The organism is Autumnicola musiva, assembly GCF_031846585.1.
Taxonomy (GTDB): Bacteria; Bacteroidota; Bacteroidia; order Flavobacteriales; family Flavobacteriaceae; genus Autumnicola; species Autumnicola musiva.
The window spans coordinates 96158-121535 of record NZ_JAVRHK010000002.1 but is presented as its reverse complement, the minus strand read 5'-3'; the positions used below and the strand labels follow the sequence as shown (position 1 = coordinate 121535).

Annotated in this window: 33 protein-coding genes; 27 read left to right on the top strand and 6 right to left on the bottom strand. The window is 37.6% G+C overall.

The genetic code is table 11. The features are described 5' to 3' along the window. Positions 1 to 109: 109 nt before the first annotated feature. Positions 110 to 526 carry an HYC_CC_PP family protein gene (locus tag RM539_RS02965; protein ID WP_311501977.1) on the bottom strand — a complete coding sequence of 139 codons (417 nt, stop codon included), beginning with the start codon at positions 524 to 526 and terminating at the stop codon, positions 110 to 112. A gap of 236 nt (positions 527 to 762) precedes the next feature. On the opposite strand from RM539_RS02965, the gene RM539_RS02960 reads away from it, so the two are divergent. From RM539_RS02960 to RM539_RS02830, 27 genes are all read left to right on the top strand, one after another. Beyond that, a complete protein-coding gene (locus RM539_RS02960; RefSeq protein ID WP_027884435.1) occupies positions 763 to 1179 on the top strand; it encodes an HYC_CC_PP family protein in 417 nt (138 codons plus the stop codon). Between the two features lie 176 nt (positions 1180 to 1355). Next, the gene (locus RM539_RS02955; RefSeq protein ID WP_034892125.1) at positions 1356 to 1937 is read left to right on the top strand and encodes a helix-turn-helix domain-containing protein; all 582 of its coding nucleotides are present in this window, start codon (positions 1356 to 1358) and stop codon (positions 1935 to 1937) included. 182 nt (positions 1938 to 2119) lie between these two features. Continuing rightward, entirely contained in the window at positions 2120 to 2347 is a 228-nt protein-coding gene (locus RM539_RS02950) for a hypothetical protein (protein WP_034892122.1), read from the top strand. A gap of 10 nt (positions 2348 to 2357) precedes the next feature. After that, positions 2358 to 2570, top strand: coding sequence for a heavy-metal-associated domain-containing protein (locus RM539_RS02945; protein ID WP_027884438.1), 213 nt, complete (start codon positions 2358 to 2360; stop codon positions 2568 to 2570). Between the two features lie 22 nt (positions 2571 to 2592). Next, entirely contained in the window at positions 2593 to 2817 is a 225-nt protein-coding gene (locus RM539_RS02940; RefSeq protein WP_027884439.1) for an SHOCT domain-containing protein, read from the top strand. Between the two features lie 12 nt (positions 2818 to 2829). After that, positions 2830 to 3105, top strand: coding sequence for a DUF5676 family membrane protein (locus RM539_RS02935; protein WP_027884440.1), 276 nt, complete (start codon positions 2830 to 2832; stop codon positions 3103 to 3105). A gap of 94 nt (positions 3106 to 3199) precedes the next feature. Continuing rightward, entirely contained in the window at positions 3200 to 4018 is an 819-nt protein-coding gene (locus RM539_RS02930; protein ID WP_037314446.1) for an AlbA family DNA-binding domain-containing protein, read from the top strand. Positions 4019 to 4150: 132 nt separating this feature from the next. Further along, a complete protein-coding gene (locus RM539_RS02925; protein WP_075327984.1) occupies positions 4151 to 4612 on the top strand; it encodes a universal stress protein in 462 nt (153 codons plus the stop codon). Further along, a complete protein-coding gene (locus RM539_RS02920; RefSeq protein ID WP_208225790.1) occupies positions 4609 to 5964 on the top strand; it encodes an NAD(P)/FAD-dependent oxidoreductase in 1356 nt (451 codons plus the stop codon). Before RM539_RS02925 ends, RM539_RS02920 begins: the two co-directional genes overlap by 4 nt. Before the next feature lie 7 nt (positions 5965 to 5971). Then, positions 5972 to 7327 carry an APC family permease gene (locus RM539_RS02915; RefSeq protein ID WP_286761824.1) on the top strand — a complete coding sequence of 452 codons (1356 nt, stop codon included), beginning with the start codon at positions 5972 to 5974 and terminating at the stop codon, positions 7325 to 7327. Positions 7328 to 7349: 22 nt separating this feature from the next. Further along, positions 7350 to 7589 (top strand): hypothetical protein, encoded by a 240-nt coding sequence (locus tag RM539_RS02910; RefSeq protein WP_286761825.1) that lies wholly within the window; start codon positions 7350 to 7352, stop codon positions 7587 to 7589. Continuing rightward, a complete protein-coding gene (locus RM539_RS02905) occupies positions 7589 to 8602 on the top strand; it encodes a type II glyceraldehyde-3-phosphate dehydrogenase (protein WP_208225793.1) in 1014 nt (337 codons plus the stop codon). Before RM539_RS02910 ends, RM539_RS02905 begins: the two co-directional genes overlap by 1 nt. A gap of 11 nt (positions 8603 to 8613) precedes the next feature. Beyond that, positions 8614 to 9675, top strand: a complete 1062-nt coding sequence (locus RM539_RS02900; protein ID WP_093302924.1) for a class I fructose-bisphosphate aldolase — start codon at positions 8614 to 8616, stop codon at positions 9673 to 9675. Positions 9676 to 9707: 32 nt separating this feature from the next. Further along, positions 9708 to 10538 (top strand): universal stress protein, encoded by an 831-nt coding sequence (locus RM539_RS02895; protein WP_075327068.1) that lies wholly within the window; start codon positions 9708 to 9710, stop codon positions 10536 to 10538. Between the two features lie 2 nt (positions 10539 to 10540). Beyond that, entirely contained in the window at positions 10541 to 11383 is an 843-nt protein-coding gene (locus RM539_RS02890) for an ATP cone domain-containing protein (protein ID WP_208225794.1), read from the top strand. 36 nt (positions 11384 to 11419) lie between these two features. Beyond that, positions 11420 to 11674, top strand: coding sequence for a hypothetical protein (locus RM539_RS02885; protein ID WP_286761826.1), 255 nt, complete (start codon positions 11420 to 11422; stop codon positions 11672 to 11674). A gap of 15 nt (positions 11675 to 11689) precedes the next feature. Further along, positions 11690 to 13063, top strand: a complete 1374-nt coding sequence (locus RM539_RS02880; RefSeq protein WP_208225796.1) for an MBL fold metallo-hydrolase RNA specificity domain-containing protein — start codon at positions 11690 to 11692, stop codon at positions 13061 to 13063. Positions 13064 to 13081: 18 nt separating this feature from the next. Beyond that, positions 13082 to 13624: an AAA family ATPase gene (locus tag RM539_RS02875; RefSeq protein ID WP_127844260.1), complete on the top strand. Its 543-nt coding sequence runs from the start codon at positions 13082 to 13084 to the stop codon at positions 13622 to 13624. A gap of 153 nt (positions 13625 to 13777) precedes the next feature. Continuing rightward, positions 13778 to 14356: a hypothetical protein gene (locus RM539_RS02870; protein ID WP_432264607.1), complete on the top strand. Its 579-nt coding sequence runs from the start codon at positions 13778 to 13780 to the stop codon at positions 14354 to 14356. A gap of 6 nt (positions 14357 to 14362) precedes the next feature. After that, positions 14363 to 14656: a phosphoribosylpyrophosphate synthetase gene (locus RM539_RS02865; protein WP_208225797.1), complete on the top strand. Its 294-nt coding sequence runs from the start codon at positions 14363 to 14365 to the stop codon at positions 14654 to 14656. Positions 14657 to 14666: 10 nt separating this feature from the next. Next, positions 14667 to 15398 carry a PPK2 family polyphosphate kinase gene (locus tag RM539_RS02860; protein ID WP_208225798.1) on the top strand — a complete coding sequence of 244 codons (732 nt, stop codon included), beginning with the start codon at positions 14667 to 14669 and terminating at the stop codon, positions 15396 to 15398. Positions 15399 to 15409: 11 nt separating this feature from the next. After that, the gene (locus RM539_RS02855; protein ID WP_414706143.1) at positions 15410 to 17572 is read left to right on the top strand and encodes a copper-translocating P-type ATPase; all 2163 of its coding nucleotides are present in this window, start codon (positions 15410 to 15412) and stop codon (positions 17570 to 17572) included. Further along, entirely contained in the window at positions 17572 to 18810 is a 1239-nt protein-coding gene (locus tag RM539_RS02850) for an MFS transporter (protein ID WP_311501975.1), read from the top strand. The genes RM539_RS02855 and RM539_RS02850 overlap by 1 nt, the downstream gene beginning before the upstream one ends. Before the next feature lie 50 nt (positions 18811 to 18860). Beyond that, positions 18861 to 19856, top strand: a complete 996-nt coding sequence (locus RM539_RS02845; RefSeq protein WP_311484443.1) for an ATP-binding protein — start codon at positions 18861 to 18863, stop codon at positions 19854 to 19856. Between the two features lie 276 nt (positions 19857 to 20132). Further along, positions 20133 to 20417, top strand: a complete 285-nt coding sequence (locus tag RM539_RS02840; protein ID WP_026914596.1) for a helix-turn-helix domain-containing protein — start codon at positions 20133 to 20135, stop codon at positions 20415 to 20417. A 3-nt stretch (positions 20418 to 20420) separates the two neighbouring features. Next, positions 20421 to 21173 (top strand): hypothetical protein, encoded by a 753-nt coding sequence (locus RM539_RS02835; protein ID WP_311486021.1) that lies wholly within the window; start codon positions 20421 to 20423, stop codon positions 21171 to 21173. After that, entirely contained in the window at positions 21157 to 21819 is a 663-nt protein-coding gene (locus RM539_RS02830; protein ID WP_311501974.1) for an ATPase, read from the top strand. Before RM539_RS02835 ends, RM539_RS02830 begins: the two co-directional genes overlap by 17 nt. Before the next feature lie 182 nt (positions 21820 to 22001). Here the strand turns inward: RM539_RS02830 and RM539_RS02825 are convergent, their stop codons facing one another. The 5 genes from RM539_RS02825 to RM539_RS20205 form a co-directional block, all read right to left on the bottom strand. Then, positions 22002 to 22811 carry an NHL repeat-containing protein gene (locus RM539_RS02825; protein ID WP_311485795.1) on the bottom strand — a complete coding sequence of 270 codons (810 nt, stop codon included), beginning with the start codon at positions 22809 to 22811 and terminating at the stop codon, positions 22002 to 22004. A gap of 32 nt (positions 22812 to 22843) precedes the next feature. After that, the gene (locus tag RM539_RS02820; protein WP_311501973.1) at positions 22844 to 23329 is read right to left on the bottom strand and encodes a heavy-metal-associated domain-containing protein; all 486 of its coding nucleotides are present in this window, start codon (positions 23327 to 23329) and stop codon (positions 22844 to 22846) included. Between the two features lie 125 nt (positions 23330 to 23454). Next, a complete protein-coding gene (locus RM539_RS02815; protein ID WP_311501972.1) occupies positions 23455 to 24294 on the bottom strand; it encodes a hypothetical protein in 840 nt (279 codons plus the stop codon). Between the two features lie 10 nt (positions 24295 to 24304). Further along, complete coding sequence (locus RM539_RS02810; RefSeq protein ID WP_037314326.1) at positions 24305 to 24703, bottom strand: hypothetical protein; 399 nt, start codon at positions 24701 to 24703, stop codon at positions 24305 to 24307. A gap of 187 nt (positions 24704 to 24890) precedes the next feature. After that, positions 24891 to 25196 (bottom strand): four-helix bundle copper-binding protein, encoded by a 306-nt coding sequence (locus RM539_RS20205; protein WP_465250183.1) that lies wholly within the window; start codon positions 25194 to 25196, stop codon positions 24891 to 24893. Positions 25197 to 25378: the final 182 nt, after the last annotated feature.

Genomic DNA, 25378 nt, shown 5'->3' with positions numbered 1-25378 from the left:
ATTGAATAACTTTCTGATAATATCAGAAAATTAAACACAACAAAGTAAGCCCAAGATGGAAGTAACCATAGAGCAAATCTTTCCGATAATTATCGGAAACTGTTTAAAATCAAATTAAATAAGTTTCGTGTAGTTTTTGTACGTTCCTTACAAGATAAGGAGGTGTATAATCTCTAAATGGAACAATGTTCTTATCCAGTCCATCAAAAAGATTAATATAAGTATAAAAGAAAGTAGCAACAAAGGCTTGATGCTCAAAGCTTAAATTGGTGTAAGATGTTTTTAAATCATCTTGACCGTCATTCACTATTTGTGAATCTGAACAGCAAGATTTTTCCGAAAAACCTGCTTCACAACTTTTTTGGGATGATTGATTTTCCATACCACAGGTTTGAGCATTATGAAATAAAGCAAAATCAACCAATGAATCTCCACAATAATGCATATCTACAGTAAACGACATAGTGGTAACAAATACCAAACTCGCCAAGGCTACAGATAATATTTTATGGAAAAACGATTTCATAAGATTGCAAATATATATAAAACAACGAAATATAAAAACATTAATAATTCTTTTCGTTATGTTAAACTTTTACTTCCTATACTATTTTCGACAAAAATAAAAGAATCAAACTTCTAAAAATATGATAAATATCATATTTTATTTTCTTTTTTGCAGTATGTTCGGCAAAAATAAGTTCTAAAAAATTCATTATTAAAAATTAGTTAACATTTGTTAATTTTTTTTATATTCGTATTATGCAAAGCTTTAATAAAATAATAGCTGTTTCATTGGTACTTGCAGTAATGTTTGCTTCATCGTCTTTTACTGTGAATATGCATTTCTGCTGTGATAAACTCGTGGATATGGCGGTTTTAAATAAAGCTCAGGTTTGTGATAATGCGGTGAAGGCTCAGACCAATCCTTCAAAAAAATGTTCGTTCGAAAAAAAAGGTTGCTGTGCTAATAAATCTATAGTTAAAGAAAGTGGCGATAACTTTCAAAAAGCTTCATTTGAGATGGAAAATCATAAACTGATTTTCCTACACACATTTTTTTACACTTACGTAAATCTATTCGAAGGGTTGGAACAAAATATAATCCCTTTTAGGGATTATGACCCACCCCTCATACCGAAAGATTTTCAAGTACTCCACGAGGTATATTTAATTTGATTTCATCCTAGGTAGGTTCTTTTTCAAACAACCTACCTTATATGTTGGCCTGTACTACGCAAAGGCTAACAACTGGTGCGCTCTATCCTGAGCATACCACACTTTCAACTATTTGAAAAACAGAAATTTATAATCTATTAGAATAAATACCATTCTAAGAATAAATAATTAATACTATGGATTTACAGAAAGAATTCTGGATAAAGAATATGGTATGTAGCCGTTGTCTAAAAGTAATAACGCAAGAACTGGAAGAGATGGGAATAACCGTACTCTCTTTGGAATTAGGTAAACTATTGGTTGAATCTTCAAAAAACACCAACACGGAGGTTACGTATAAAGTTACCAAAGTACTTCATTCCAATGATTTTGAAATAGTACAAAGTGAAGGGGAAATGCTGGTTGAAAAAGTAAAAATCATTCTAATCCAACTGCTTACTCAGTTACCACTTCATTTGAAAACAAATACTTCAGAACATTTGTCTTCTACGCTCAACAGGGATTATAAAATACTGAGCAGGCTGTTTTCTAAAAATGAAAACACCACCATTGAAAAATACTTTATAAAACTGAAAATTGAAAAAGTAAAAGAACTTATTCAATTAAAACAATATTCTTTTTCAGATGTGGCATATATGCTGGATTATAGTAGCATTAACCATTTATCAAGACAGTTTAAAGAGATTGTGGGAATGAGTATGAGCGACTATAAAAACACAGAAAAATGGAAACGAAATTTCTATGATGAAATTATATAAATAACAACGAAAGTTATGCAGATGAAGTAGCATAAAAACAGATAGCTTTCGTGTTAATTATAATATTAAAAACCCTAAAGCCTGAACTCCCTAAGGCTTGTGTTGATAATCCCCCAATTACAACATAAGCCAGTTCAGGTCTTAAAAAGGCGAGGAATAAACATTAATTAAAATAAAAAACAATGAAAAATCACTGGTTATGGATGGTCCTCGGTTGTGGACTGCCGCTTTTACTCATCTTTTTAGCACCATCTATTGGAATTGGTGGTGGCACCTGGCTTTTTGCATTTATTATAATAATGTTCGCAGTACACTTGTTAATGCCCATGCGGCACGGGAGCCATACGCACGGATTGTCCAATGAGAACTTAAAAAAGAAGGATAAAAAAAAAGAAGGACAACATCACTAAAATTTATGTTATGAAACGAAAATTTCAAATTAATGGTATTAGTTGCGGCGGCTGCATTAGCAGGGTCAAAAAGACATTGGAAGAACATCCAAAGATTGAAAAGGCAGAAATTTTTCTGGCACCAAAAGGAGCTACAATCATCACTATGAAGGAAACGCTTTCAGTAGATGAATTACAAAAACAACTCAGCAACCTTGAGGGTTACACAATTGAAAAACTATAAAAGTAACTTAAAATCAAAAATTATGTTTTTTCACGACGGAAGTTTCGGAGGTATGCACCTGATATGGTGGATTATTTGGATGGCGTTTATCATTTGGATTTTCTTTATCCCAACTGATATCCCATACCAAAAACCAAAAAAAGAAAAGCCATTGGACATCCTAAAAAACAGGTTTGCCAAGGGCGAAATTTCAAAGGAGGAATTTGAAGAATCCAAAAAATTATTAAAATCAGATAACCAATCTTAAAACATATAAATTATGTATCGATTAAATGTAAAAAAATTCGGTTTTGCCCTCGGTCTAACAGTATCCTTAATTTATTTGGGCTGTATGATCGTGATGGCTACAGCAGGACAGGAAGGAACGATTATATTTTTCAACAGCCTTTTACACGGTCTGGACACCAGTAATATTATAAGAATGGACGTGCCACTATTAGAAGCATTTTTTGGTATTGTGCAAAGCTTCATTTTAGGCTGGTTGATTGGAGCGTGTATTGCGGCATTTTATAATGCCCAAATAAAAAACAGATGATTTTGCATTAAATAGGATTGTTTAATCGAAAGTTTAGATAAGGCCCTCTTGAATTTAGAACATAATTATATCAAAGATTCATAAACCGCTAAAAATGATAAACAGTAATACTTATAAAAATATTAAGATCATTTTGACTCATTTATTTATTGGGGCAGGTATTTTTTATTTCCTGGTACACCCTTTTACAATGGTAATCTACTGGTTTGAGTTCAGTGATACGCCCTTCTCTTTCCCCTTGTTTCAGCAAGTCTTAGAAGAACGTTTTTTGGAATCTTTCAGTTTCAATATGCGGGGCATGGGCGGACTCTTAACTTTATTGGGAGGATTCTTGGGGATAGTTTCAGGTTTATTCTGGATAAACCTGAAAAAGAAAAATGAAATTATTGGCACACAACAGCGGCTGCTTGTTCGTGATATTGAAGAATTAATCCAGGCCGGTGAAAATGAACGGGTGGAATTCAAATCTTCCATACGCTATGATTATTACCGTAAAACAACCAATCGGGAACTGGAGTTGGTCATTGCCAAAACCATTGTGGGCTTTATGAATGCCAAGGGTGGAAAACTTATAATTGGTGTTGATGACGACGGAAATGTTCTGGGATTGGAAAAAGATTATAAAACCCTAAAGCATAAAAACATGGATGGGTATGAACGTGCGGTGTTCAGGATTATCTCTACACAATTGGGTCACGAGGCTTGTTTCAGCAACCATATTTCGTTCTACAGTATTGATGAGAAAGATGTGTGCGTGGTGGATATCGAACCTTCCAACGAACCGGTTTATGTGAGTGATGAAGGAAACACCACTTTTTATGTACGCACAGGAAATGCTACGTATCCACTATCGGTAAAAGAAACAGTGGATTATTTAAAAACCAAAAAGCTTAAGCTTATGCAATACAACTAGTTTATAAGAGAGGTTGGAAATGAAATATCCAAAATGATTCGATTACTAAATTCTTTGGCTTGACATGTAAATCTAATTCGGACAGAATTAGTGGAATTAAACCCGAAATCAGAGATTAAAAAGACGAAAAAAATGAAAATTGTATTGGCCATAGATGGTTCAGATTTTAGTGAAGTAGCCATTAACGAGCTTAAGAAAATGACTTTATCCTCAAATAGTGAAATTCATATTATAAATGTTTATGAACTTCCTAAAACAACCGGTCTGGGATTGCATACTATGGGCGGCAAGATAGGAAATTACATAGAAGAAATTAAAAGTAACGCTCAAAAATTGGGAAACAAAATCGTTTCAGAAGCTTCCGATAAAATCAAGGCCGAAAACAAGGCACTTACCATAACCACAAGTGTTGTTAGCGGACTGCCCAAAAGTACTATTAATGAAAAAGCAGAAAATTGGGGTGCAGATTTAATTGTAGTAGGCTCTCAGGGTCACGGTGCTTTTTCTCGCTTAGTATTGGGCTCAGTATCCCAATATTTAACCACAAATGCCAAATGTTCAGTACTGATTGCAAGAGATAGAAATAAAAAATGAAAGAAAAGCAAACACATAGCATTACGTTGGAATCCACCTGTAAGATAACAGATGAGATATGTCTTCCCGATACTAAATTACCTCGTGTGGTTATCGTTGGTGGAGGATTTGCAGGTTTGGCATTGGTTGAGAAACTGAAACACAAAGAAGTTCAAGTGGTTTTACTCGATAAAAATAACTTCCATCAGTTTCAGCCTTTATTATATCAAGTGGCAACGAGTGCCCTGGAGCCTGACAGTATTGTATTTCCATTCAGAAAACAAATCAATGGCTATAAAAATGTTTTCTTTCGTTTGGCTGAAGTTGAGGAAATTCAACCTGATTCAAATACTATATTGACCAATAAGGGAAGTGTTTCTTATGACTATTTAGTGTTGGCTACTGGCACGACCACCAATTTCTTTGGGATGGATTCTGTGGCCGAAAATAGTTTGGGGATGAAGGATATTCGCGATTCCCTCAACATCCGTCATATGATGTTGCAAAATTTGGAACAGGCAGCTATTACTTGTGATGATAAAGAACGCGACGCGCTGACAAATTTTGTAATAGTAGGTGGTGGTCCAGCAGGCGTAGAAATGGCAGGAGCTTTGGCAGAGTTTTGCAAATACATCCTTCCCAAAGATTACCCAGAGTACCCTTCTTCCATTATGAATATTTATCTAATAGAAGCCATTGATGAGTTGTTAGGCACAATGTCAGACAAGGCATCATCGAAAACCCTCAAATATTTAGAGGATTTGAATGTAAAGGTATTATTAAATGAAGCTGTAAGCAATTATGACGGCAACGAAGTCACTACCAAAAGTGGTAAGACCATTTTGGCTAAAAATCTTATCTGGACGGCTGGCGTAAAAGGACAATTCCCAAAAGGTATTGATGAAAAACACGTGGTCAAGGGCAACCGTATAAAAACTGGCTCATTTTTAATGGTAGAAGGTTACGAAAACTTTTTTGCCATAGGCGATATAGCGGCTATAATTACTAAAGATACACCAAAAGGGCATCCACAAGTAGCACAGACAGCTATTCAGCAAGGTAAATGGTTGGGTGATTCACTATTAAAAATCATTAAGAACGAGGCACCAAAACCTTTCGAATATAAAGACAAGGGTTCTTTGGCAACCGTAGGAAAACGTAAAGCAGTAGCCGACTTGGGAAAAATGAAGTTTGCTGGCTATTTCGCCTGGTTACTATGGTCCATAGTACACTTGATGTCCATAAGCGGATTTAGAAATAGATTGATGGTTGGTTTTAATTGGGCGGTTAGTTATTTCACTTATGAAAAGAGCAACCGACTGATTATTAGAAATTTTAATCCGAAATCTTCGATTAAAAACAGGGGAAAATAATTTAAAAATGAAGAATAACAGAGAGAATAAAGATAAGCTTTCCCTAATAGGTTCCATATCCCTTGGTACAGGCGTAATGATTGGTGCTGGCATATTTGTCCTAATGGGTCAAATAGCTGAATTAGTGGGAGATCTATTTCCAATAGCATTTATTGCGGGAGCTATTGTGGTAGGTTTTAGTTCGTATTCTTATGTAAAGTTTTCAAACGCTTTTCCTTCCTCTGGAGGTGTCGTAAAATTTTTAAGTAAATCCTACGGGCCAGGAACTACAACCGGTGTTTTTTCATTGTTGATGTATGTCTCTATGGTAGTTTCCGAAAGTCTGGTGGCCGGCACTTTTGGAGCTTATACACTTAGGCTATTTCCCGAGTCTTATGCAGGTTATGCCTCTACCCTGGGTGTTGGGCTAATTGTTGTTGCCTATATAGTGAACATCCTGGGCAATAAGGTTATTGGGGTCACCGCAACATTTACCGCTATTATAAAGGTAGTGGGAATAGCAATATTGGCCATTGCCGGCTTAGCAATTTCAGGTTTTGCCGATATCACCGGAAACTATATTCCCGAAAATACCGAGACATTACCGCAAGGATTCGCCTTTGTGGCTGCTTTGGCCTTATCTATCCTCGCTTACAAAGGCTTTACTACTATCACCAACCAGGGCGGGGATATTAAAAACCCACATAAAAACCTGGGACGATCTATTATTATTTCTATTCTTATCTGTACGCTCATCTATGTAGCACTGGCTTTGGCTGTTGCCGGAGGTTTAAGCATTCCTGAAGTTATTGCGGCAAAAGATTATGCCCTTGCGGCCGCAGCAAGACCTGTTTTTGGCGAATGGGGCTCCTGGTTTACTATTGGTATTGCTATAATTGCCACAGTATCTGGCGTTATTGCCAGTGTGTTTTCATCATCACGCCTGTTGGCGATGTTGAGTAATATGAAACAGGTGCCTTCCTTAAAAGGGATGGGGAATTTTAAAAATCCGGCGCTCATATTTACAGTTTCACTTGCCATTTTACTGACTGCCCTGTTCAATTTAACAAGAATTGCTTCTATTGGAGCCATTTTTTACCTCATAATGGATATCGCGATTCATTGGGGGCTTTTCAGACATCTTAGAAAAGAAGTTGAATTTCAACCAATCATCCCCTTGATCGCTATCATACTGGATATTGGGGTGCTTACTGCCTTTATCTATATAAAATACCTGAACGATCCGTTGGTGCTAATTGTGGCGGCCATCGGTATAATACTCATCCTTCTTGCCGAACGACTTTTTATGATTTCCCATACTGATAGTGAAGGAAATATGCCTATGGGGATGGACGACAACAAACCTGCAAAAGAAAAAATGTAATTACTATTTAATACTAAAAATTATGGAACAGACAAAAAGAACAACAAAAATGAAAAACAAAAAGTTGATAAGCGGGATAGCAATGGTACCGCTACCAGTACTTGTCTTTTTGAGCATTGATGAAGCTTTGTTTCAAAGCGGTGGCTTCCTCTTTACCCTAAAGCTGGCGATCCTATGGACCTTAGTGAGTATAGGGATTATAGTAACGACAATCCTATTACAGAATAACCAAAAAACGATAACCCTTAAAGTTAAGAAATAATGAAAAGTATAGCGGTTATAGGATACGGAGTCATTGGAAAAAGAGTGGCAGATGCCATCAATCTACAAGACGATATGAAACTTTTAGGCGTGTGTGATGTTATTAGCGACTGGCGCATTCAAAACGCGGTAAGAAAAGAATATGATATTTATGCAGCCACTCAAGAAGCGGCCGATAAAATGAAGTCCGAAGGAATTTCAGTAAAAGGCAATATGCAGGAGCTTTTAGAAAAATCAGACCTTGTAGTGGACTGTACCCCTAAAAAAATTGCGGTTCAAAATGTTGCGATTTATAAAGAACAAAATATCAAATTTATTTTACAGGGAGGCGAAAAACACGAAACCACAGGCCATTCCTTTAGTGCCGAAAATAATTACAAATCGGCTATAAATATAGATGCCACGAGGGTTGTTTCCTGCAACACCACCTCTATTTTAAGAACCTTAACAGCATTAAAAAAAGCTGATCTATTGGATTATGCCAGAGGGACACTCTTGAGAAGAGCTACAGATCCTTGGGAAAGTCATTTAGGCGGGATTATGAACACAATGGTTCCCGAAAAGGATATTCCGAGCCATCAAGGACCAGACGCCAAAAGTGTAGATCCTGATTTGGATGTTATTACTACCGCAATAAAGGTACCCCAAACCTTAAGCCATTTACACTACTGGAACGTGAAGTTAAAAAAACAAGCCTCTAAAGAAGAAGTGCTTAATGCTTTTAAAACGTCCAGCCGTATCAAATTGATTCAATATGACCAAGGTTTGGTTTCCAACAATACCATAAAAGAAATGTTCTTGGATATGGGAAGGCCTTGGGGCGATATGTACGAAGTAGCCCTATGGGAAGATATGCTAAAAGTACATGGCGATGAACTTTTCTATGCTTATGTAGTCGATAATCAAGCTATTGTAATTCCGGAAACAATTGATGCTATTAGGGCATTAACCGGAATTGAAACAGATGGGGCTAAATCCATCGCCAAAACAAATGAAAGTTTAGGAATCCATTAAACACTATCGAGATGAAAATAAGCAAAAACATAATAGGACTTTTAGGAGAAAAGGCAGACTTCTATTTGGAACACGTTTGTGAAAAAATAACAAAGGATGAACTGCAAACCCCCAGTAAAGCAAACATAGATAAGGTATTTGTTCAAAGTAACAGAAATCCACAGGTACTGCGAAGTCTTTCGCAATTGTATAACCACGGAAACCTTGGCGGTACAGGCTATTTGAGCATCCTTCCCGTAGACCAGGGTATTGAGCACAGTGCTGCTTTTTCATTCTATAAAAACCCGGATTATTTTGACCCGGAGAATATTATAAAATTGGCAATAGAAGCAGGATGTAATGGAGTGGCTTCCACCTTTGGGGTTTTAGGATTAAACGCACGAAAATATGCCCATAAAATTCCGTTTATCGTGAAGATTAACCACAATGAACTGCTTACCTACCCAAACAAATATGACCAAACACTATTCGGAAAAGTAAAATCAGCTTGGAATATGGGAGCCGTTGCTGTGGGTGCCACCATTTATTTTGGTTCTGAAGAAAGTAATAGACAGCTAAAGGAAATAGCCGAAGCTTTTGAAGAAGCCCATAGTTTAGGAATGGCTACCATTTTATGGTGCTATACCCGCAATGAAAATTTTAAAACCGAAAAGAAAGATTATCACGCTGCCGCCGACGTTACCGGACAAGCTAATCATATCGGCGTAACGATACAGGCAGATATCATCAAACAAAAATTACCTACAAACAATTTTGGATTTAAGGAAATTGGGTTTGGAAAATATGATGATGAAATGTATAAAACCCTTACCACAGAACATCCCATTGACCTTTGTCGATTACAAGTCGCCAATTGCTATATGGGCAAAATAGGATTGATCAATTCCGGCGGTGGCTCTAAAGGTGAATCAGATTTGACCGAAGCGGTAACAACAGCATTAATCAATAAAAGAGCTGGCGGCTCTGGATTGATTATGGGTCGAAAAGCATTTCAAAAGCCTTTTATTAGAGGGATTGAGTTACTGCACTCCGTCCAACAGGTATATCTGGAAGATAGTATAACCATAGCTTAATTATAACGAAAACAATTTAAAACCAATAAATCATGAAAAACATACTCGTACCTACAAACTTTTCAGAAAACTGCAAGAAAGCAGAGGAACTCGGAATTGAAATGGCAAAGCTTTACAATTCAGAAATTCATTTTTTTCACTTAATTAACACCCCCGTAAACTGGGTTGAGCTAGATAAGGAAAAAGAAAAAAGATATCCAGAAACAGTAAAAGAAATAGGAAGTGCAAAAGCCTCCTTGAGAGCACTGGAAAAAAAAGCAGAACAACAAGAGCTTGAATGCAGGACGTTCCTTGAGTTTGATGGCGGACAGGCAAATATACTTAAACACTCCGGTCATTTTCACCACGACTTTATTGTTACAGGAAGCAGCGGCACCCGAGGTGGAGTGCGCGAATTACTGGGAAGCAATGTAGAGAAAATTGTAAGAAAAGCCGATGTCCCTGTAATTGTGGTTAAGGATGAAAAAGTAACTTTTCCTTTTAATAATATTGTTTTTGTTTCAGATTTTCTGGAAGATGTGAGCGAAGCATTTAAGCAGGTTATTTCTATTGCGGAAAAGTGCGGTGCACATCTTCATTTATTGAGGGTTAATACCCAAACTGATTTTAACAGTATAGAACAGGGTTTGGACCCCATCAAGGAATTCTTGAAGAAATTCCCCGATTTGGATAACTTTTCAATGAATGTATATAATGAACCTGATGTAGAAACAGGTATAAACAATTTTTTGAAATATAAAGATGCCGATTTAATAGCAATGTGTACTAGTGGCCGTACAGGTTTTTTAAGCCTGTTCTCCAAAAGTATCGCCGAGGGCGTAACCAATCATTCCGAATTGCCGGTAATGACCATTAAGGTATAACAATGAATAAACCAGTCCTAATAAAAAAATATTCCGGCGAGTACGAAGCTTTTGATATAAACAAACTCATCAATTCTCTGCGACGTTCACAGGCAGATGAGGATCTTATTCAAGATATAGCACAGGAGGTGCAAGAGCAGATTGAAGAAGGAATGACCACTAAGAAAATCTATCAATTGGCTTTCAAGATGCTAAAATTAAGATCGAGGGTAAGTGCTTCAAAGTACAAACTCAAAAAAGCTTTGATGGAGCTGGGCCCAACGGGCTTTCCATTTGAAAGGTTTGTGAGCAAACTATTAACGCACGAGGGGTTTGTAACACAGGTGGGTGTGATTGTGCAGGGCAATTGCGTGCAGCACGAAACAGATGTGATAGCCCAACAGGATAACGAACATTATATGATTGAATGTAAATACCATAGTGATCAAGGGCGGGTTTGCAATGTTAAAGTGCCCCTTTATATCCATTCAAGATTTTTGGACGTAGAAAAACAATGGGAGCGCCAAAAAGGTCACGAAGCTAAAATTCACAAAGGAGGTTTATATACCAACACCCGATTTACAAGTGATGCTATACAATATGGTAAATGCGTTGGGCTATTATTGACAAGCTGGGATTACCCAAGGGGCGATGGTTTAAAAAACAGGATAGACAAGTCCGGCTTGCACCCCTTAACTGCTTTAACAACGCTGACCAAAGCCGAGAAAATGAAATTATTGGAGAAAGGAATCGTGCTCTGCAAAGAGCTTCACGAAACACCAAAAATTTTAGAACAAGTAGGAGTGCCAAAATCAAGACACAAAAAGATTCTTGAGGATTCAAGAGAACTATGTAGAATTCATTAAAGCACTATTTAAATTTTTAATTTAAAAATAGAAGAAATGAAAACAGATGAACTGAAAGAAAAGGACAGTATCGATTTAGAGCCATTTTACCAAGCATTGGAAGATGATTCTAAACTACTTGAAGAAGCCCTTGAGATATTACTGGAAATGGTACACTTTGAACCTAAATCCATAAAGAAATTGGCTCTTTTTATCAAAAAGGATTCCCGTAATCTATATAAAGAAATAGTGGAATTGAGCAAATCTAACCAAGGTAAAGGAAACACATCTTCCTGCTGTGGTGGACACTAAAAAAATACTATAAAGATGAAAACCAATAAAATAAACATCCACTTTTTGGGAGCAGCAGGAACCGTAACCGGCTCAAAATATTTAGTGGATACAGGAGATATAAAAATACTCATAGACTGCGGACTTTTTCAAGGGCTAAAGGAATTACGCCTTAAAAACTGGGACTATCCACCAGTGAAAGTTTCGGAAATTGATATGGTCTTGCTTACCCACGGTCATTTAGACCACACGGGCTATCTGCCTCGATTAGTCAAGCAAGGATTCAATGGGCCTATCTATGGTACCAATCCCACATTAGACATCGCCACGATCATCTTGAACGATAGCGCTAAAATTCAGGAACAGGAAGCAGAACGTGCCAACAAAGAAGGCTATTCCAAACACAGTCCTGCCGAACCACTTTACGATTTGAAGGATGTAGAAAAAACCATTCCGCATTTTAAAGGTATTCCACAAGCACAATGGATTCCATTGTTTGACGGTATCAGAGTTCGTTTCCAATACAACGGGCACATTCTGGGTGCCACTTACATTGAGTTGGATGTATACGGGAAACGTTTTGTGTTTTCAGGAGATATTGGTAGAACTAACGATTTACTATTATATCCACCGTTAAAACCGAAAAAAGCCAATGTACTATTTATAGAATCAACCTATGGTGGAAGGTTTCATCCAGATGAAGTAGAAGCACTTCCGCAGATTGAAAAATTGGTCAATGACACTATCAATAGAGGTGGAAGTCTTTTTATTCCAAGTTTTTCGGTAGAACGCGCCCAACTGATGATGGTGATTTTTTGGAAATTATTGAAAGAGAAGAAAATCCCAAAAGTACGAATGATAATGGACAGCCCAATGGGCGCTAGTGTATTGGAATTGTTTCATCGCACAAGGGACTGGCACAGACTAGATGAGAATGAATGTGATGAAATGTGTTCACATTTTACGGTCGTAAGCAGTTATCGGGAAACTATGGAATTACGAACCGATAACAAACCAAAAATTGTGATTGCAGGAAGCGGAATGCTTACTGGCGGAAGAATGCTCAACTATCTCGAAACCCAAGCACAAAATTCAAACAACACTTTGCTCTTTGTGGGTTATCAGGCCGAAGGTACTCGGGGAAGAAAATTATTGGAAGGTGATAAGGAATTGAAAGTGTACGGAAAATGGGTGCCGTTTCATATGGAAGTTGCAGAAATTGAAGGGCTTTCGGCACACGCAGACCATAAAGAACTTATAGAATGGATGGGCAAAATAAAAAATACGCCAGAGCGCATTTTCATAGTACACGGTGAAAAAGAAAGTGCGGAAGCATTGCAGAAAGGAATTAAAGAAACTTATCAATGGGATTCGGAAATCCCACAGCTATATAGTATAGAAAATGTATAATTTGTTAATCATATAAAAATGCAAACCAAAAAAGCAAGCACGAACTGGCAAGTGATTACCGGCGGACCTAGTACTGGAAAAACCACTGTAATTAATATGCTGGCTGAGAGAGGTTATAAAACAACCATTGAGCATGCAAGGCACTATATAGACACCATGCGTACTGAAGGTCAAACGGTTGAAGAATTAAGAAGTAATCGTAAGAAATTTCAAATAGGGGTCTTGGATATGCAAATAGAACAAGAAGCTTCCATATTGCCCCAAGACTTGGTTTTCTTAGATAGGGCCATTCCAGATGCTATGGCATACTATCAATTTTTAAAGCTTGATTATGATGAGAAGCTGCTCACCGCAGTTAAAAACACTTCCTATAAAAAAATATTCATTTTAGACCGATTACCATTCACCAAAGATTATGCCCGTACTGAGGATGAAGAGGCTCAAAAGAAAATACACCAATTAATAATAGATGTTTACACTTCCTTGGGATTTCCAATTGTTTCTGTTCCAGTTTTGCCACCAACTGAACGGGTAGAATTTATTTTAAAAAACATAGAATAGCATACACGATCAAGTATCTAAATGTAATTTATAAAGAAAATGTTTAGAAAATTCAATAGAAAATATCCTACAACATATAGCACAGCTATGATGTTCACGGCAGCATTGTTCTATTTTATTTTGGGCTGTACAGGTATAAATGCTCAAAACGAAATGCTTATCGGGCAGATTTCAGGCAGGGATGTAGTGCGAAAAAATTTTGATAAAGAAGGTGATTTTCTCAATAAACAAACTTTTGAAGCTGGAGAAACAATAAAGGAAAATGGATATTATGAAATAAAGGTAGTTACAGAATTGTTTGACAAAAACAAACAATCAACCGATAAATACACTACTACCTACCGTTGTGAGCCAGATGACGCCAATGTAATGATAATGGCTTTTCCGTTTTCCAAGCCAAAATCAAAAGAAACCGAAATTAATACCATTTCTGAAAATTTTAAAAAGCTCTACGATTTACAAAACTTGAAAGATATTAAATTGGAAATGAGTTTTGACTCGGGCTTGTTAAACTTTTTTGGTTCCAAAAGCATCATAAAAATTTATGACCGAAAATTAGAGGATGGGAAAAACACTATAAAATCAAAAATTAATATTAAAGCCTATGCCTGGGGAATTCGCATTAAGCAACTCAATTATACCGTTATCGAAAAATTAAATGAAAAAGGTTTATTGACCTTTCAGGAATTTACAGAAGAGGATAAGAGCTATTTTACAATGAACTATAAATAAAGACAGATGACAAATTACGATACACTTTCAGAAGCCATAAATGACTTACAAGCAAACGACTATCCTTATGATTTCAATTTAAAACCAGAGTGCTTAGAATGTCCTTCCCTGAAAATTGAGATCCGGCCAGAAGATTTTAAAGTAGATAAAACCTATCGCTTTGAAGGAATGAGCAGTACCGATGATAATAGTATTTTATATGCTATATCTTCTAAAAACGGCATTAAGGGTCTTTTGGTAGATGCTTACGGTGTCTATGCTGAAAACCTAACGGAAGCAATGCGAAAAAAATTAAGATAAAATCTTGAAAATGATAAATTTAGATAAAATTTCAACCAAACCACCCCAAACGATTTCAAAAGGCGAGGCAAAGAAAAATCTGGCACAGCTTCGCAAAGAATTTTTTGAACTTCAGAATATGTTTTATGCCGATGGGCGTTTTGGTTTGCTTATTATCCTACAGGGCATGGATACTTCCGGCAAAGACGGCACCATTCGTCATGCCCTTAGCAGTATGAATCCGCAGGGCGTTCAGGTTAAATCGTTTAAAAAACCGACCGAGGAAGAGTTGAAGCACGACTTTTTATGGCGTGTTTACCCCCATATTCCACCAAAGGGTATGATTCAAATTTTTAACCGTTCGTATTACGAAGATATAATGATGCCAAGGCTCAACAATTCCCTTCCAGAAGAGATTCTCGCACACCGTTGTAAACTCATAAAGCATCTTGAACAGCATTTTAAACTGAGTAACATTCATGTACTAAAATTTTTTCTCCATATCTCGAAAGAAGAACAAAAACAGCGTATAAAAGAACGACTTTTAAAACCTCATAAACGTTGGAAATATAGTGCCAATGATAAAAAAGCAGCTAAAAAATGGGAGGCTTATAGAGCTGGCTACAATATGTTATTAAATGACTGCGATGAACCTTCCTGGCATATTATACCCGCAGATAAACGTTGGCACCGCAACTTTAGCGTTGCCAATATAATTACGGAGCATTTAAAAAAACTAAACCTAAAATATCCTAATACTTAAAAATAGAAATCATGGAAAATCACAAAGACCATAAAAATCACGGCCATAAAAGCAAAGGGAAAGATTCCACAAAGATAGAAGCAGAAAAAAAAGAAGAAGAGATAAAAGACCATCATATCGAAAAAACAAAGCACGGCCACGAAAAGGCTATGGATCATAGTAAGATGAACCACGGCAGTGGAGACCATTCTGGCCACAATCCAGGGCACGGAGAACACGGGCACGACCATCATAAAATGATGATTGCCGATTTTAGAAAACGGTTTTGGGTAACTTTAATCTTGACCATTCCCATCCTGATCATCTCCCCTATGATACAAGATTTTATTGGGTATGAGTTTTTGCTTCCTGGAAACCAGTACATTTTATTCGCTCTTTCTTCGGTAGTATATTTCTATGGCGGCTGGCCATTTATTACCGGATTCTGGTCCGAGGTTAAAAAAGGTGCACCGGGAATGATGACCCTTATTTCTATGGCCATTACCGTGGCGTACTTTTATAGTTCGGCAACGGTGTTTGGTTTAGAAGGTGTCGATTTTTTCTGGGAACTGGCTACGCTTATTGCTATTATGCTTGTAGGTCATTGGATAGAGATGAAAAGCGTTCTAGGCGCCTCTAAGGCCTTGCAGCTGTTAGTAAGCATGATGCCTGCCGAGGCACATCGTGTTAAAGGAGACACTATTGAAGATATTCCTCTGGAAGATTTACTGAAAGATGACGTAATACTTGTAAAACCAGGGGAAAAAGTTCCCGCTGATGGTATTATAGTAGAAGGTTCTAGTTATCTAAATGAATCCATGCTTACCGGAGAATCTAAACCGGTAAAAAAAGATAAAAAAGATAAAGTAATTGGAGGTTCGGTAAACGGTAATGGCAGTTTAAAAGTAAAAGTAGAGCATACCGGAAAGGACAGCTATCTCAACAAGGTCATCACTATGGTCGAGGAAGCACAAAAGTCTAAATCAAAAATGCAAAACCTCTCTGACAGGGCTGCAAAATGGTTGACTTACGTTGCATTGGGAATTGGATTTGGAACATTAGCGGTTTGGCTCATATTGGGCTTTCCATTTGTTTATGCATTGGAAAGAATGGTAACCGTAATGATTATTGCATGTCCGCACGCTTTAGGTCTTGCGATTCCGTTAGTAGTTGCTATTTCAACAGCTGTATCTGCTCAGAACGGGTTGTTGATTCGCAACAGGACCGCTTTTGAAGAGTCCCGAAAAATATCGGCCTTATTATTTGATAAGACGGGAACGCTTACTAAGGGAGATTTTGGGGTTACAAGAATTGAATCTGTAAATGAAAAATTTTCGAAAGAGGAAATATTACGGTTGGCGAGTGCTTTGGAGCAAAGCTCGGAACACCCTATTGCCGTTGGAATAATTAAAAAGATAAAAGAAGATAAAGTTGCTATCCCAAATCCAGAAAACTTTAATGCGATTACGGGTAAAGGTGTGGAAGCAAATGTAGAAGGAAAGCAAATAAAAGTGGTTAGTCCTGGTTATTTAAGGGATGAAAAAATAACTATTCCCGAAGATGCCTATAGTGACGCCGCTGAAACTGTCGTCTTTGTCTTGATTGATGGAAAACTGGCAGGATATATTGCACTTGCCGATGAAATAAGACCAGAATCTGCCGAGGCTATAAAAGTCTTTAAAAAGAATAATATAAAAGTTTTAATGGCTACCGGTGATAATGAAAGAACTGCCAAAGCTGTTAGCGATAAACTCGGCTTGGATGGATACTACGCCGAAGTTTTGCCACATCAAAAAGTGGAAATAGTAAAAGAATTGGAAAGTAAGGGAGAGTTTGTGGCAATGACAGGAGACGGCGTGAACGATGCACCGGCTCTGGCTCAAGCCAATGTAGGTATTGCAGTAGGTTCTGGCACAGACGTAGCCGCTGAAACTGCGGATATTATTTTGGTAAACAGCAACCCACAAGATATTGCTAACTTGATTTTGTTCGGTAAGGCTACATACAATAAAATGATCCAGAACCTTATTTGGGCGACGGGGTATAACGTTATTGCCATTCCGTTGGCTGCCGGAGTGCTTTATTCTACCGGTTTTGTTTTAGGTCCAGCCGTTGGAGCTGTACTTATGAGTTTGAGTACCATCATAGTGGCCATTAATGCTCAATTATTGAAAAAGAAAATCGGAAAAAAATAATGATTAAAAAAAGCAAGCTCGGCAGGATCTTTTTGGTCCTGCTGAGTTTATTTATGGTAATGCTTGGTTATGGTATTTTATTGCCAATCCTTCCATACTATACCGAAAGGCTTGCTTTAGGAGCTAACCTCGATACTAATTCGATCAATTTTCATATTGGTTTATTAACGAGTATCTACCCCTTCTTTCAGCTTCTTTTCGTTATACTTTGGGGGAGGTTATCCGATAAATACGGGCGTAAGCCCATTATCGTTGTTGGATTAATTGGGTTTATAGTAATGCAACTGCTTACTGGATTGGCAACCTCCCTTACAATGCTCTATATAGCGCGTATTCTCGGAGGTATATTCACTTCGGCTGTTATTCCTGTCAGTAACGCATTTCTCAGTGATATCACTTCTAAAAAACATAGGACTAAAATTATGGCTTGGTCTGGGGTAGCGATAAGTTCAGGGGTTATTTTTGGACCTGTTTTAGGCAGTTTTCTATCCCAAACTAACCTACACTTTAAATATTCGTTTTGGATATTACATCTGGACCGGTTCTCAGTTCCTTTTATTTTGGTTGCACTTTTAGGTTTTACTGTATTGGTTATTTTGATTAAATCGTTTAGGAATACAAAACCGGTTAGCAGGTTTGTTTCAGGAAAACAAAAATTAAATTTTAGTTTTAGTAGGTTCTTTATTGTCCTATTACTGCTCTCTTTTGTTATGCAGTTTGTAGTGACCCTCTTTGAAACGGTTTTTTCAATTTATGGAAAAAATCAGTTGCTATTTTCAAGTAATCAGATAGGAATTGGTTTTATGGTCTGTGGGATAGTAATGGCGGTATTACAACCTGTATTTGCGACCTATGGAGAGAAAATATTGACAGCAAAACAACAAATTGGAGCCGGATTGTTGATTTCAGGCATTTCACTAATCGCATTTCCTTTTTTCGGCAATGAAATTTATGTCTATGTACTGATTGTAACATTCGCCACTGGTGGAGCAATTGTAACCCCTAACCTACTTTCAGCCGTTTCCTTACTTTCAAAAGAAAAGGCGGGCAGTAATATTTCTGTACAGACCTCGGCAAACAGTGTCGGACAGATTTTAGGCCCGATCATCGGAACCTGGCTCATTGCCGGTGGGTTTTATTATCCCTTCATTATAGCCGGCATCATTATAATTACCTTTATTGGATTACTTTATTTTTATAAATCTTCCAATGACAAATACTCAAAAATCACTTATTGATAATTAAGAGAATTCCAAGAACTTATACAGCCCACTAAATTTATTAAATTATGATACATATTATTACAACAGGAGGAACCATTGAAGGCTTTGATTATACGGAAAAAGAAAATGCTGAACTCGAGAAAGACAAAGTATTGATTAGAGAATTTCTTCAGTCAGCCAATATTTCCTTTCCCTATATTATCGAAAAGGTATTTGCAAAAGATAGCCGGTTCATAACAGATGAAGACAGAAAGTTTTTGCTTGAAAGAATAAAAACCTCCAATGCGCAAAACATTTTAATTACCCATGGGACTTTTACTATGGAAGATACCGCAGCATTTTTAGGAAAGCATAATCTAAGCAAAACCATAGTTTTAGTAGGGTCTTTCATTTTAGGAACTAAACCCAAGACAGATGCTCCATTCAATTTAGGGTTTGCTATTAGCGCTTTACAACTAATCAAGCCTGATGTTTATATCGCAATGAATGGTAAAGTTTTTCATTGGAAAAATGTTACTAAAAACCTGTACAATCATACCTTCAACAATGGCATCTCAGAGACCCGCTTGAATCAGCTAAGGGAACTAAACTGGCTGGACCAGGGTTATAATATTATGCTGATGGGGCCATCGGGTGTGGGCAAAACTTTACTTGCTTCCGGTCTTTGCAGCGATGCCATTGACAAAGGATACAAGGCTTATTTTAGAACGATGGAAGATATAGTAAATATGCTGAAAATGAGAGATATGACCCGAACCGCTACAGCTGATTACAAGCGACTCTCAAAGGCCGATCTCATTGTTATAGATGATATTATGCTCTTCCCGGTGGAAAAAAGCCAGGCAGTAGCTTTATTTAATTTTATCAATCAATTATATGAAAACACCTGCTTTATTATTACCACCAATAAAATGGCTGCGGACTGGGCTAAAATGCTGGATGATGAAGTTCTAGCTACGGCTTTACTTGACAGATTACTCTACCGATGCGACGTAATGAACCTATCTGGAAAAAGCTACAGAATGGAGAATAGAAAAACTTTTTTTGAACATAAAAAATAACCGATTATATTTACAAAACCTGTGCACTCTTGTTGCCAAAAACTGTGCACTCTTATTTACCATTTTCTGCGCATTGTTACTTACCGATTACACCATTAAAACACCACAACATCCATCAAATTTCAAGAAGTTAAATTTTGACCGTACTACGGTCATACTGGGGAATAATATCCAATAAACCTATTCAAATTTGTAGAACGAAAGTCAAATCAGGTCAGGGACTATCAATTAAAAGCATAAATCCAGATAGTCCCTTTCCATTAAAACCGTTCTATTATGCCGACAAGTATTATTACCACAGACGACCTTCGAGAATTCAAAATGGAATTGCTCGAGGACATTAGAGAATTACTTACCCGCCAATCCAAAGGGAAACTCAAAAAATACCTCAAATCTTCCGAGGTTATGGATTTGCTTCAGGTAAGCCCTGGCACTTTGCAAAACCTTCGTATCAATGGTACATTGCCGTACACAAAAGTAGGTGGAATTATCTATTACGATACCGAGGAAATTCAAAAAGTGATGGATGGGAACCGAGTGCATCACGGTCTAAATTCTTAAGCTATGAACTATATAAAGCAACTTAATGCGGCTTTTGAGAAGTTCTATTTTGATGACCGCCTAAACCCTACCCATATCAGCCTTTATATGGCGTTGTTCCAAGAATGGAATAGCAGCCGCTTTGCCAATGAATTTTATGTAAACCGTCGCGATTTGATGCGGGTGGCCAAGATCGGTTCAAAATCGACGTACCATCGGTGCGTGACCGACCTCGATTTGTGGGATTATCTTTCCTATTTTCCGTCCAACAATCCTTACAAAGGAAGTAAAATCAAGATGTCCATTATAGGGACAACTGATGAACCGAATATGGGACAGTATGATCCCGAATTGGAACAACTTGCGGAACGGTACCATCCCACACGAGAACCAGTAGTGTACCAGCACCATCCCAACAACGAACAAGCTGTGTACCCGCACCGTCCCGTGAGTGGACAAGCACTGGTATCTAATATAAACAATAACAAACAGGTAAATATTAATAAAAAGCCAAAGGGCAGGCAGGCCGTTTTAGATTTTTTTGTTGAAAAATATTTTAATGCTGATGAAGGAAAAAAATTCTTTGCGCATTATGAAGCAACCCATTGGAAAACAAGCGATGGAAAAACAATCAGGGATTGGCATGCCTTAGCCAAAAACTGGATGGATAGGACCGAATTGTTTGACAAAAAAAACACACCAAACAAAGCGGGAGCGTCCCAAAATCGAGACAATCTCAAAACCAGTAAAACCAAAGATTATGGACAACCCCTCTAAAATAACCGAAGGCGGCGTGCAATATTCGCTCGGAAAATTTGATGGTAAAAGTGTTCTCTACGATTTCCCAAAAATCTTGATTTACTTGAATGCCAAGGGCAAATTGCTCTTTGGCGACAAGTTCAGGATTTACGATGAGGATAAAGATATTTTGTTGAAGCTCTGTTCCTACTTCATCAAGGACAAAGACAACTGTGAAAAATTTGAGATTGATATTGACAAAGGTATTCTACTTTCTGGTCCTGTAGGTTGTGGTAAAACCAGCTTAATGAAACTTTTACGGCATTTAGTGCCCTTGCAACGTCCTTACGAAATGATCCCTTGCCGAAATGTGACGTTCAGTTTTAACCATCTTGGTTTTAAGACTATCGAGGATTATGGAAACACGAAATTCTTCTGTTTTGACGATCTTGGTGTAGAACCGTTAGGAAGGTTTTACGGTAAGGATCTGAATGTGATGGGCGAAGTACTTTTATCGCGGTATGAACTTTACCTCCAAACAAAGCATAAAATCAAAACTCACAGCACTACCAACCTAAATGCCGAGGAACTGGAAGAACGTTATGGCAATCGTGTCCGTAGTAGAATGCGCGAATTGTTTAATTTGATTGCTTTTGATAAAGGGGCTGGGGATAAGAGGAAATGAACTTTAACTATAATTTCAAACAACATTTGTACTCTCTTGAATTGGTGGACTGCTCACTGTACCGTAAGTGCAAAAGGCACAGCAATAATCAATATCTGGTTGAGGAATTATTTGAAATTCAACTGGCTCTAAAAGTTTAAAGCTTTCAAACCATACTTTATACCCCCACTATTTTTATCAAATCACCTCATTTTGTAAACCGCTATGGAATTCTCCTTAAAATTTGTGATGTATAATTTATTTTTATCGAATAGTGCATCCGTAGGATAATTGATATCATCGGTAAGAATTTGCTCTAATTCTCCATTGAAATCATAAATCAATACCCTGCTGTTTTCTTGGTCAGTCACAGCAAAGCCATTTTCACTTAAAGCTATACCAGAAGCTACGTTGAATCCATCTTCTTCTCCGATAATTTCCAATATTTTTCCGTCAATGTTGAATACCTGTACCCTATTATTATAGGCATCGGCAACAAAGACTTTATCACCCTTGATTTTTACATCTATCGGATAATACAGTTCTCCTTTGTTGTGCCCCTCCTTTCCTATATAACTCACCTGTTCTTTTATTTGTAAAATAATCCTATGGTTATAAAAGTCAGCAATCGCGATTGTGTCGCCCTTTGCATTGAGTCCGGCGGGTGCTTGCGGTTCGGCATTTAGGAACAGTGCGGACTTTTTCCCGTCCTCGAAAACCCAAATTGTATCTGTTAAAAATTCGGGTACATACAGCTTTCCCTTGTCGAAATCAATATTCATAGGGCGTTTAATGCCCACAATCGAATTTATTTTATTTCCGCTGGGGTCTATTTTCAATAACCTGAACTGTTCAGGATCCGAAAACCAGATGTCGTCGCCAGTTTTCGCTAACGAAAGTGGACGTACTTTTTCGGGAAGTTTTATTTTCTCTTCAAAGGTCCATTTTACATTTTCCTGCTTACAGCTTATGAGCAATAAGGTGAAAACTAAAATCAATATAAACCTATTCATCTTTTCCCGCTTTAAAGATTACTGCATAAAGCTTAAAGGATTTCAGTAAGCTTAATTTCCCATTTAGTGCTAAGCTCCCCGTCTTCTTCATCCTTTACAATCCCTTTCACTTTTACCACCCCGGGCTTTAATTCGGAATATAAGTTAGTAGAAGTTGCTTCAGCTATCGTAAAAGTTTCTTTCCCGGTTCGAATTGCATAATTGCCATCCTGCTCAACGAGAGTACCTTTTATAACAATTTCGGCATTTTTCGCTGAAAACCCGTTCTTTTTTACTTCTTCCTGAATCTGCTTAAGGCTCAAATTGTTATTATTTGCCAAATTCAGGTAAGCTTTTCCATCATTAAGACTCACTTTTACACTCTCCAGGCCATCCATTTTTTTTAGACCACGTTCCAACCCATAGGCACATGGGGCGCAGTCCATCCCAAACACTTCCTGATCTACTTTCTGAATCTGGGCATTGGAACTAAAACTTCCAACTACCATAACTACAATTATTAATGCTATGCTTTTCATCTGTTTATATTTTTAGATTTTAAATTGGGCAAACGACTACAGGTTTTAATCATTCCTCTGTGTGTTCCCTATTTTTCGTGTCCAGCATCATGCTGGTTTCATTCTTTATTTTTTAAATTTATTTATTATAACCAATAACTTAGATTAAGGGATACCCGATAGTTTTCTTTGACAGCCTCCGGGCTTAAATCCTGTACCACTGGAAACAGCGCTCCAAAAGAAATACCCCAAGCCCCGTAAAGTCCTAAGAAGGAAGGTCCCACTAATACTTTTTTGCTACGTTCGTCTGTAAAATTTTGTTGACCGGTATATTTATTGTCTCCCGGAAACTCGGCTAATGATTCAAGAAAAACCCGCCAATCGGGTTTAGGATAATCCCCCATAAAAACATCGGGACGATAACCTATCACCATGCTTGCATAGGGTAAATCGCCTAATTGCTGGTTGTCCTTTTCAAAATAATATTGGTAACCGCCACCTAACCAGGCGTACCAGGTACGTGAGGCATATCCCGTAGAAATGGCCCCATGGATAGAGTTCCCTACATTCACCTGTCCGCGAACATCCTCAGTAGGGGCAGATACACCTAAAATAGCTGTGGATTCAAACCTCTTTCCTACCCCAAAAGCATTTGAAAAAAAACGATACCACAAAGCAGCCTCGATATCTCCATTGGAAGGCATCATACTATTTCCACGGGTTCGTGGAGCATTTTCCAAACGCTCAATCACAGTAGGAGTGGTAAGGGTAACCTGTAAATCTTCCGTAATGCCATAGAAAAATGTATACCGAAGCATATAAGAGGCATCGTCTTCGGTCGCTATACTCATTCCGGCAGCGTTCATGTTTATACCGCCTTTCGCCAGAGTGGGCGTCTGCAAACCAAAAATAGGGCCATGTCCTTGGGCTTCTACTTGATACAACGTCAATAATCCTATACCCAGAATCAAAAAATATGTCTTCATTTTAATTATATTATAATTCTAAAAATTTTTGAATGGGAAAAAGTAAATAGGCTGCAAAAAGTCCAAAGAGATATAACACAAAGGAAAACCACAAGATCCCTTTGCTCCATTTAGCTGCTGTATCACAGGCCGTTTCATTTCCGTCTTCGTCTATTTCACAACTCTGCTGCCGTTTTCTTCCGTAGAAAAGCCAAAAGTTAAAGCCAATCATTACCCCGGCAATCAAAAAAGTCCAGCTTTTATAGCGGCTCAGGCTAAACAACCAGGGAATATCTGAAGCCAGGCCGGCCACCACAGCTCCCATTCCCAGAGCTACCAATAATGATGGTAACGCGCAACATAAGAGTGTGGAAACGGAGGTGAATAGCGATCCTATACTTACAAAATCTTCTTTTATTTTGGCAAACATCTTTATTTTTTTAAACAAGGGATTAAATGTACACCGGAAGCCCGGGTGGTATCCAAACTTCTAGAGGCTTTTTTATAGGTGGTTGTGGATGAGAGACTGGATGGTATTTTTCCCTACTTTATAATCCCATTTATAAAAAAGGAGCAACTTTTTAGCCGCTCCTTTAAAAAAAAATTTAACATTTTTTTTAAGCTGCCATTTCTTTACAGCTTTCGGCACAGGTTCGACATTTTTCTGCGCATTGCTGGCAAACTTCACTGTCAAACTTTGCACATTCATCAGCACAGGCTTTACATAAGTCGGCACAAATTCCGCAAACACGTTTTGAGTAATCAGACTGGCTGGCTAATAGCTGGACGCACGCACTGCATAAAGCAATACAATCCAGACAAAATTTGTGGCATTGTTTCATGTCGGGTTCCCCCAAATGTTGGTCAAGGCAAATTCTCGCCGCAGTAATGCAGGCGTTGCAATCATCGATACATTTTTGCATTTCTGAACTTAATGGTTTCATAATTTAAATGGTTTTAGTTACTTCCTGATTTGCTCGGAAATCAGAAATAAAAGATTAAGAGCCGAACCTCTTTTCAAATATCAACTCATAGCCCGGGGGGTAGGCAAGCCGATTAATAAAGATTTAACATTTTAATTTGATTAAAAAGAAAGGCAGCCATT

What these genes read in the sequence shown, in the direction of transcription:
- RM539_RS02965 (WP_311501977.1), bottom strand. Translation starts at nt 526, where the DNA reads ATGAAATCGTTTTTCCATAAAATATTATCTGTAGCCTTGGCGAGTTTG.
- RM539_RS02960 (WP_027884435.1), top strand. Translation starts at nt 763, where the DNA reads ATGCAAAGCTTTAATAAAATAATAGCTGTTTCATTGGTACTTGCAGTA.
- RM539_RS02955 (WP_034892125.1), top strand. Translation starts at nt 1,356, where the DNA reads ATGGATTTACAGAAAGAATTCTGGATAAAGAATATGGTATGTAGCCGT.
- RM539_RS02950 (WP_034892122.1), top strand. Translation starts at nt 2,120, where the DNA reads ATGAAAAATCACTGGTTATGGATGGTCCTCGGTTGTGGACTGCCGCTT.
- RM539_RS02945 (WP_027884438.1), top strand. Translation starts at nt 2,358, where the DNA reads ATGAAACGAAAATTTCAAATTAATGGTATTAGTTGCGGCGGCTGCATT.
- RM539_RS02940 (WP_027884439.1), top strand. Translation starts at nt 2,593, where the DNA reads ATGTTTTTTCACGACGGAAGTTTCGGAGGTATGCACCTGATATGGTGG.
- RM539_RS02935 (WP_027884440.1), top strand. Translation starts at nt 2,830, where the DNA reads ATGTATCGATTAAATGTAAAAAAATTCGGTTTTGCCCTCGGTCTAACA.
- RM539_RS02930 (WP_037314446.1), top strand. Translation starts at nt 3,200, where the DNA reads ATGATAAACAGTAATACTTATAAAAATATTAAGATCATTTTGACTCAT.
- RM539_RS02925 (WP_075327984.1), top strand. Translation starts at nt 4,151, where the DNA reads ATGAAAATTGTATTGGCCATAGATGGTTCAGATTTTAGTGAAGTAGCC.
- RM539_RS02920 (WP_208225790.1), top strand. Translation starts at nt 4,609, where the DNA reads ATGAAAGAAAAGCAAACACATAGCATTACGTTGGAATCCACCTGTAAG.
- RM539_RS02915 (WP_286761824.1), top strand. Translation starts at nt 5,972, where the DNA reads ATGAAGAATAACAGAGAGAATAAAGATAAGCTTTCCCTAATAGGTTCC.
- RM539_RS02910 (WP_286761825.1), top strand. Translation starts at nt 7,350, where the DNA reads ATGGAACAGACAAAAAGAACAACAAAAATGAAAAACAAAAAGTTGATA.
- RM539_RS02905 (WP_208225793.1), top strand. Translation starts at nt 7,589, where the DNA reads ATGAAAAGTATAGCGGTTATAGGATACGGAGTCATTGGAAAAAGAGTG.
- RM539_RS02900 (WP_093302924.1), top strand. Translation starts at nt 8,614, where the DNA reads ATGAAAATAAGCAAAAACATAATAGGACTTTTAGGAGAAAAGGCAGAC.
- RM539_RS02895 (WP_075327068.1), top strand. Translation starts at nt 9,708, where the DNA reads ATGAAAAACATACTCGTACCTACAAACTTTTCAGAAAACTGCAAGAAA.
- RM539_RS02890 (WP_208225794.1), top strand. Translation starts at nt 10,541, where the DNA reads ATGAATAAACCAGTCCTAATAAAAAAATATTCCGGCGAGTACGAAGCT.
- RM539_RS02885 (WP_286761826.1), top strand. Translation starts at nt 11,420, where the DNA reads ATGAAAACAGATGAACTGAAAGAAAAGGACAGTATCGATTTAGAGCCA.
- RM539_RS02880 (WP_208225796.1), top strand. Translation starts at nt 11,690, where the DNA reads ATGAAAACCAATAAAATAAACATCCACTTTTTGGGAGCAGCAGGAACC.
- RM539_RS02875 (WP_127844260.1), top strand. Translation starts at nt 13,082, where the DNA reads ATGCAAACCAAAAAAGCAAGCACGAACTGGCAAGTGATTACCGGCGGA.
- RM539_RS02870 (WP_432264607.1), top strand. Translation starts at nt 13,778, where the DNA reads ATGCTTATCGGGCAGATTTCAGGCAGGGATGTAGTGCGAAAAAATTTT.
- RM539_RS02865 (WP_208225797.1), top strand. Translation starts at nt 14,363, where the DNA reads ATGACAAATTACGATACACTTTCAGAAGCCATAAATGACTTACAAGCA.
- RM539_RS02860 (WP_208225798.1), top strand. Translation starts at nt 14,667, where the DNA reads ATGATAAATTTAGATAAAATTTCAACCAAACCACCCCAAACGATTTCA.
- RM539_RS02855 (WP_414706143.1), top strand. Translation starts at nt 15,410, where the DNA reads ATGGAAAATCACAAAGACCATAAAAATCACGGCCATAAAAGCAAAGGG.
- RM539_RS02850 (WP_311501975.1), top strand. Translation starts at nt 17,572, where the DNA reads ATGATTAAAAAAAGCAAGCTCGGCAGGATCTTTTTGGTCCTGCTGAGT.
- RM539_RS02845 (WP_311484443.1), top strand. Translation starts at nt 18,861, where the DNA reads ATGATACATATTATTACAACAGGAGGAACCATTGAAGGCTTTGATTAT.
- RM539_RS02840 (WP_026914596.1), top strand. Translation starts at nt 20,133, where the DNA reads ATGCCGACAAGTATTATTACCACAGACGACCTTCGAGAATTCAAAATG.
- RM539_RS02835 (WP_311486021.1), top strand. Translation starts at nt 20,421, where the DNA reads ATGAACTATATAAAGCAACTTAATGCGGCTTTTGAGAAGTTCTATTTT.
- RM539_RS02830 (WP_311501974.1), top strand. Translation starts at nt 21,157, where the DNA reads ATGGACAACCCCTCTAAAATAACCGAAGGCGGCGTGCAATATTCGCTC.
- RM539_RS02825 (WP_311485795.1), bottom strand. Translation starts at nt 22,811, where the DNA reads ATGAATAGGTTTATATTGATTTTAGTTTTCACCTTATTGCTCATAAGC.
- RM539_RS02820 (WP_311501973.1), bottom strand. Translation starts at nt 23,329, where the DNA reads ATGAAAAGCATAGCATTAATAATTGTAGTTATGGTAGTTGGAAGTTTT.
- RM539_RS02815 (WP_311501972.1), bottom strand. Translation starts at nt 24,294, where the DNA reads ATGAAGACATATTTTTTGATTCTGGGTATAGGATTATTGACGTTGTAT.
- RM539_RS02810 (WP_037314326.1), bottom strand. Translation starts at nt 24,703, where the DNA reads ATGTTTGCCAAAATAAAAGAAGATTTTGTAAGTATAGGATCGCTATTC.
- RM539_RS20205 (WP_465250183.1), bottom strand. Translation starts at nt 25,196, where the DNA reads ATGCAAAAATGTATCGATGATTGCAACGCCTGCATTACTGCGGCGAGA.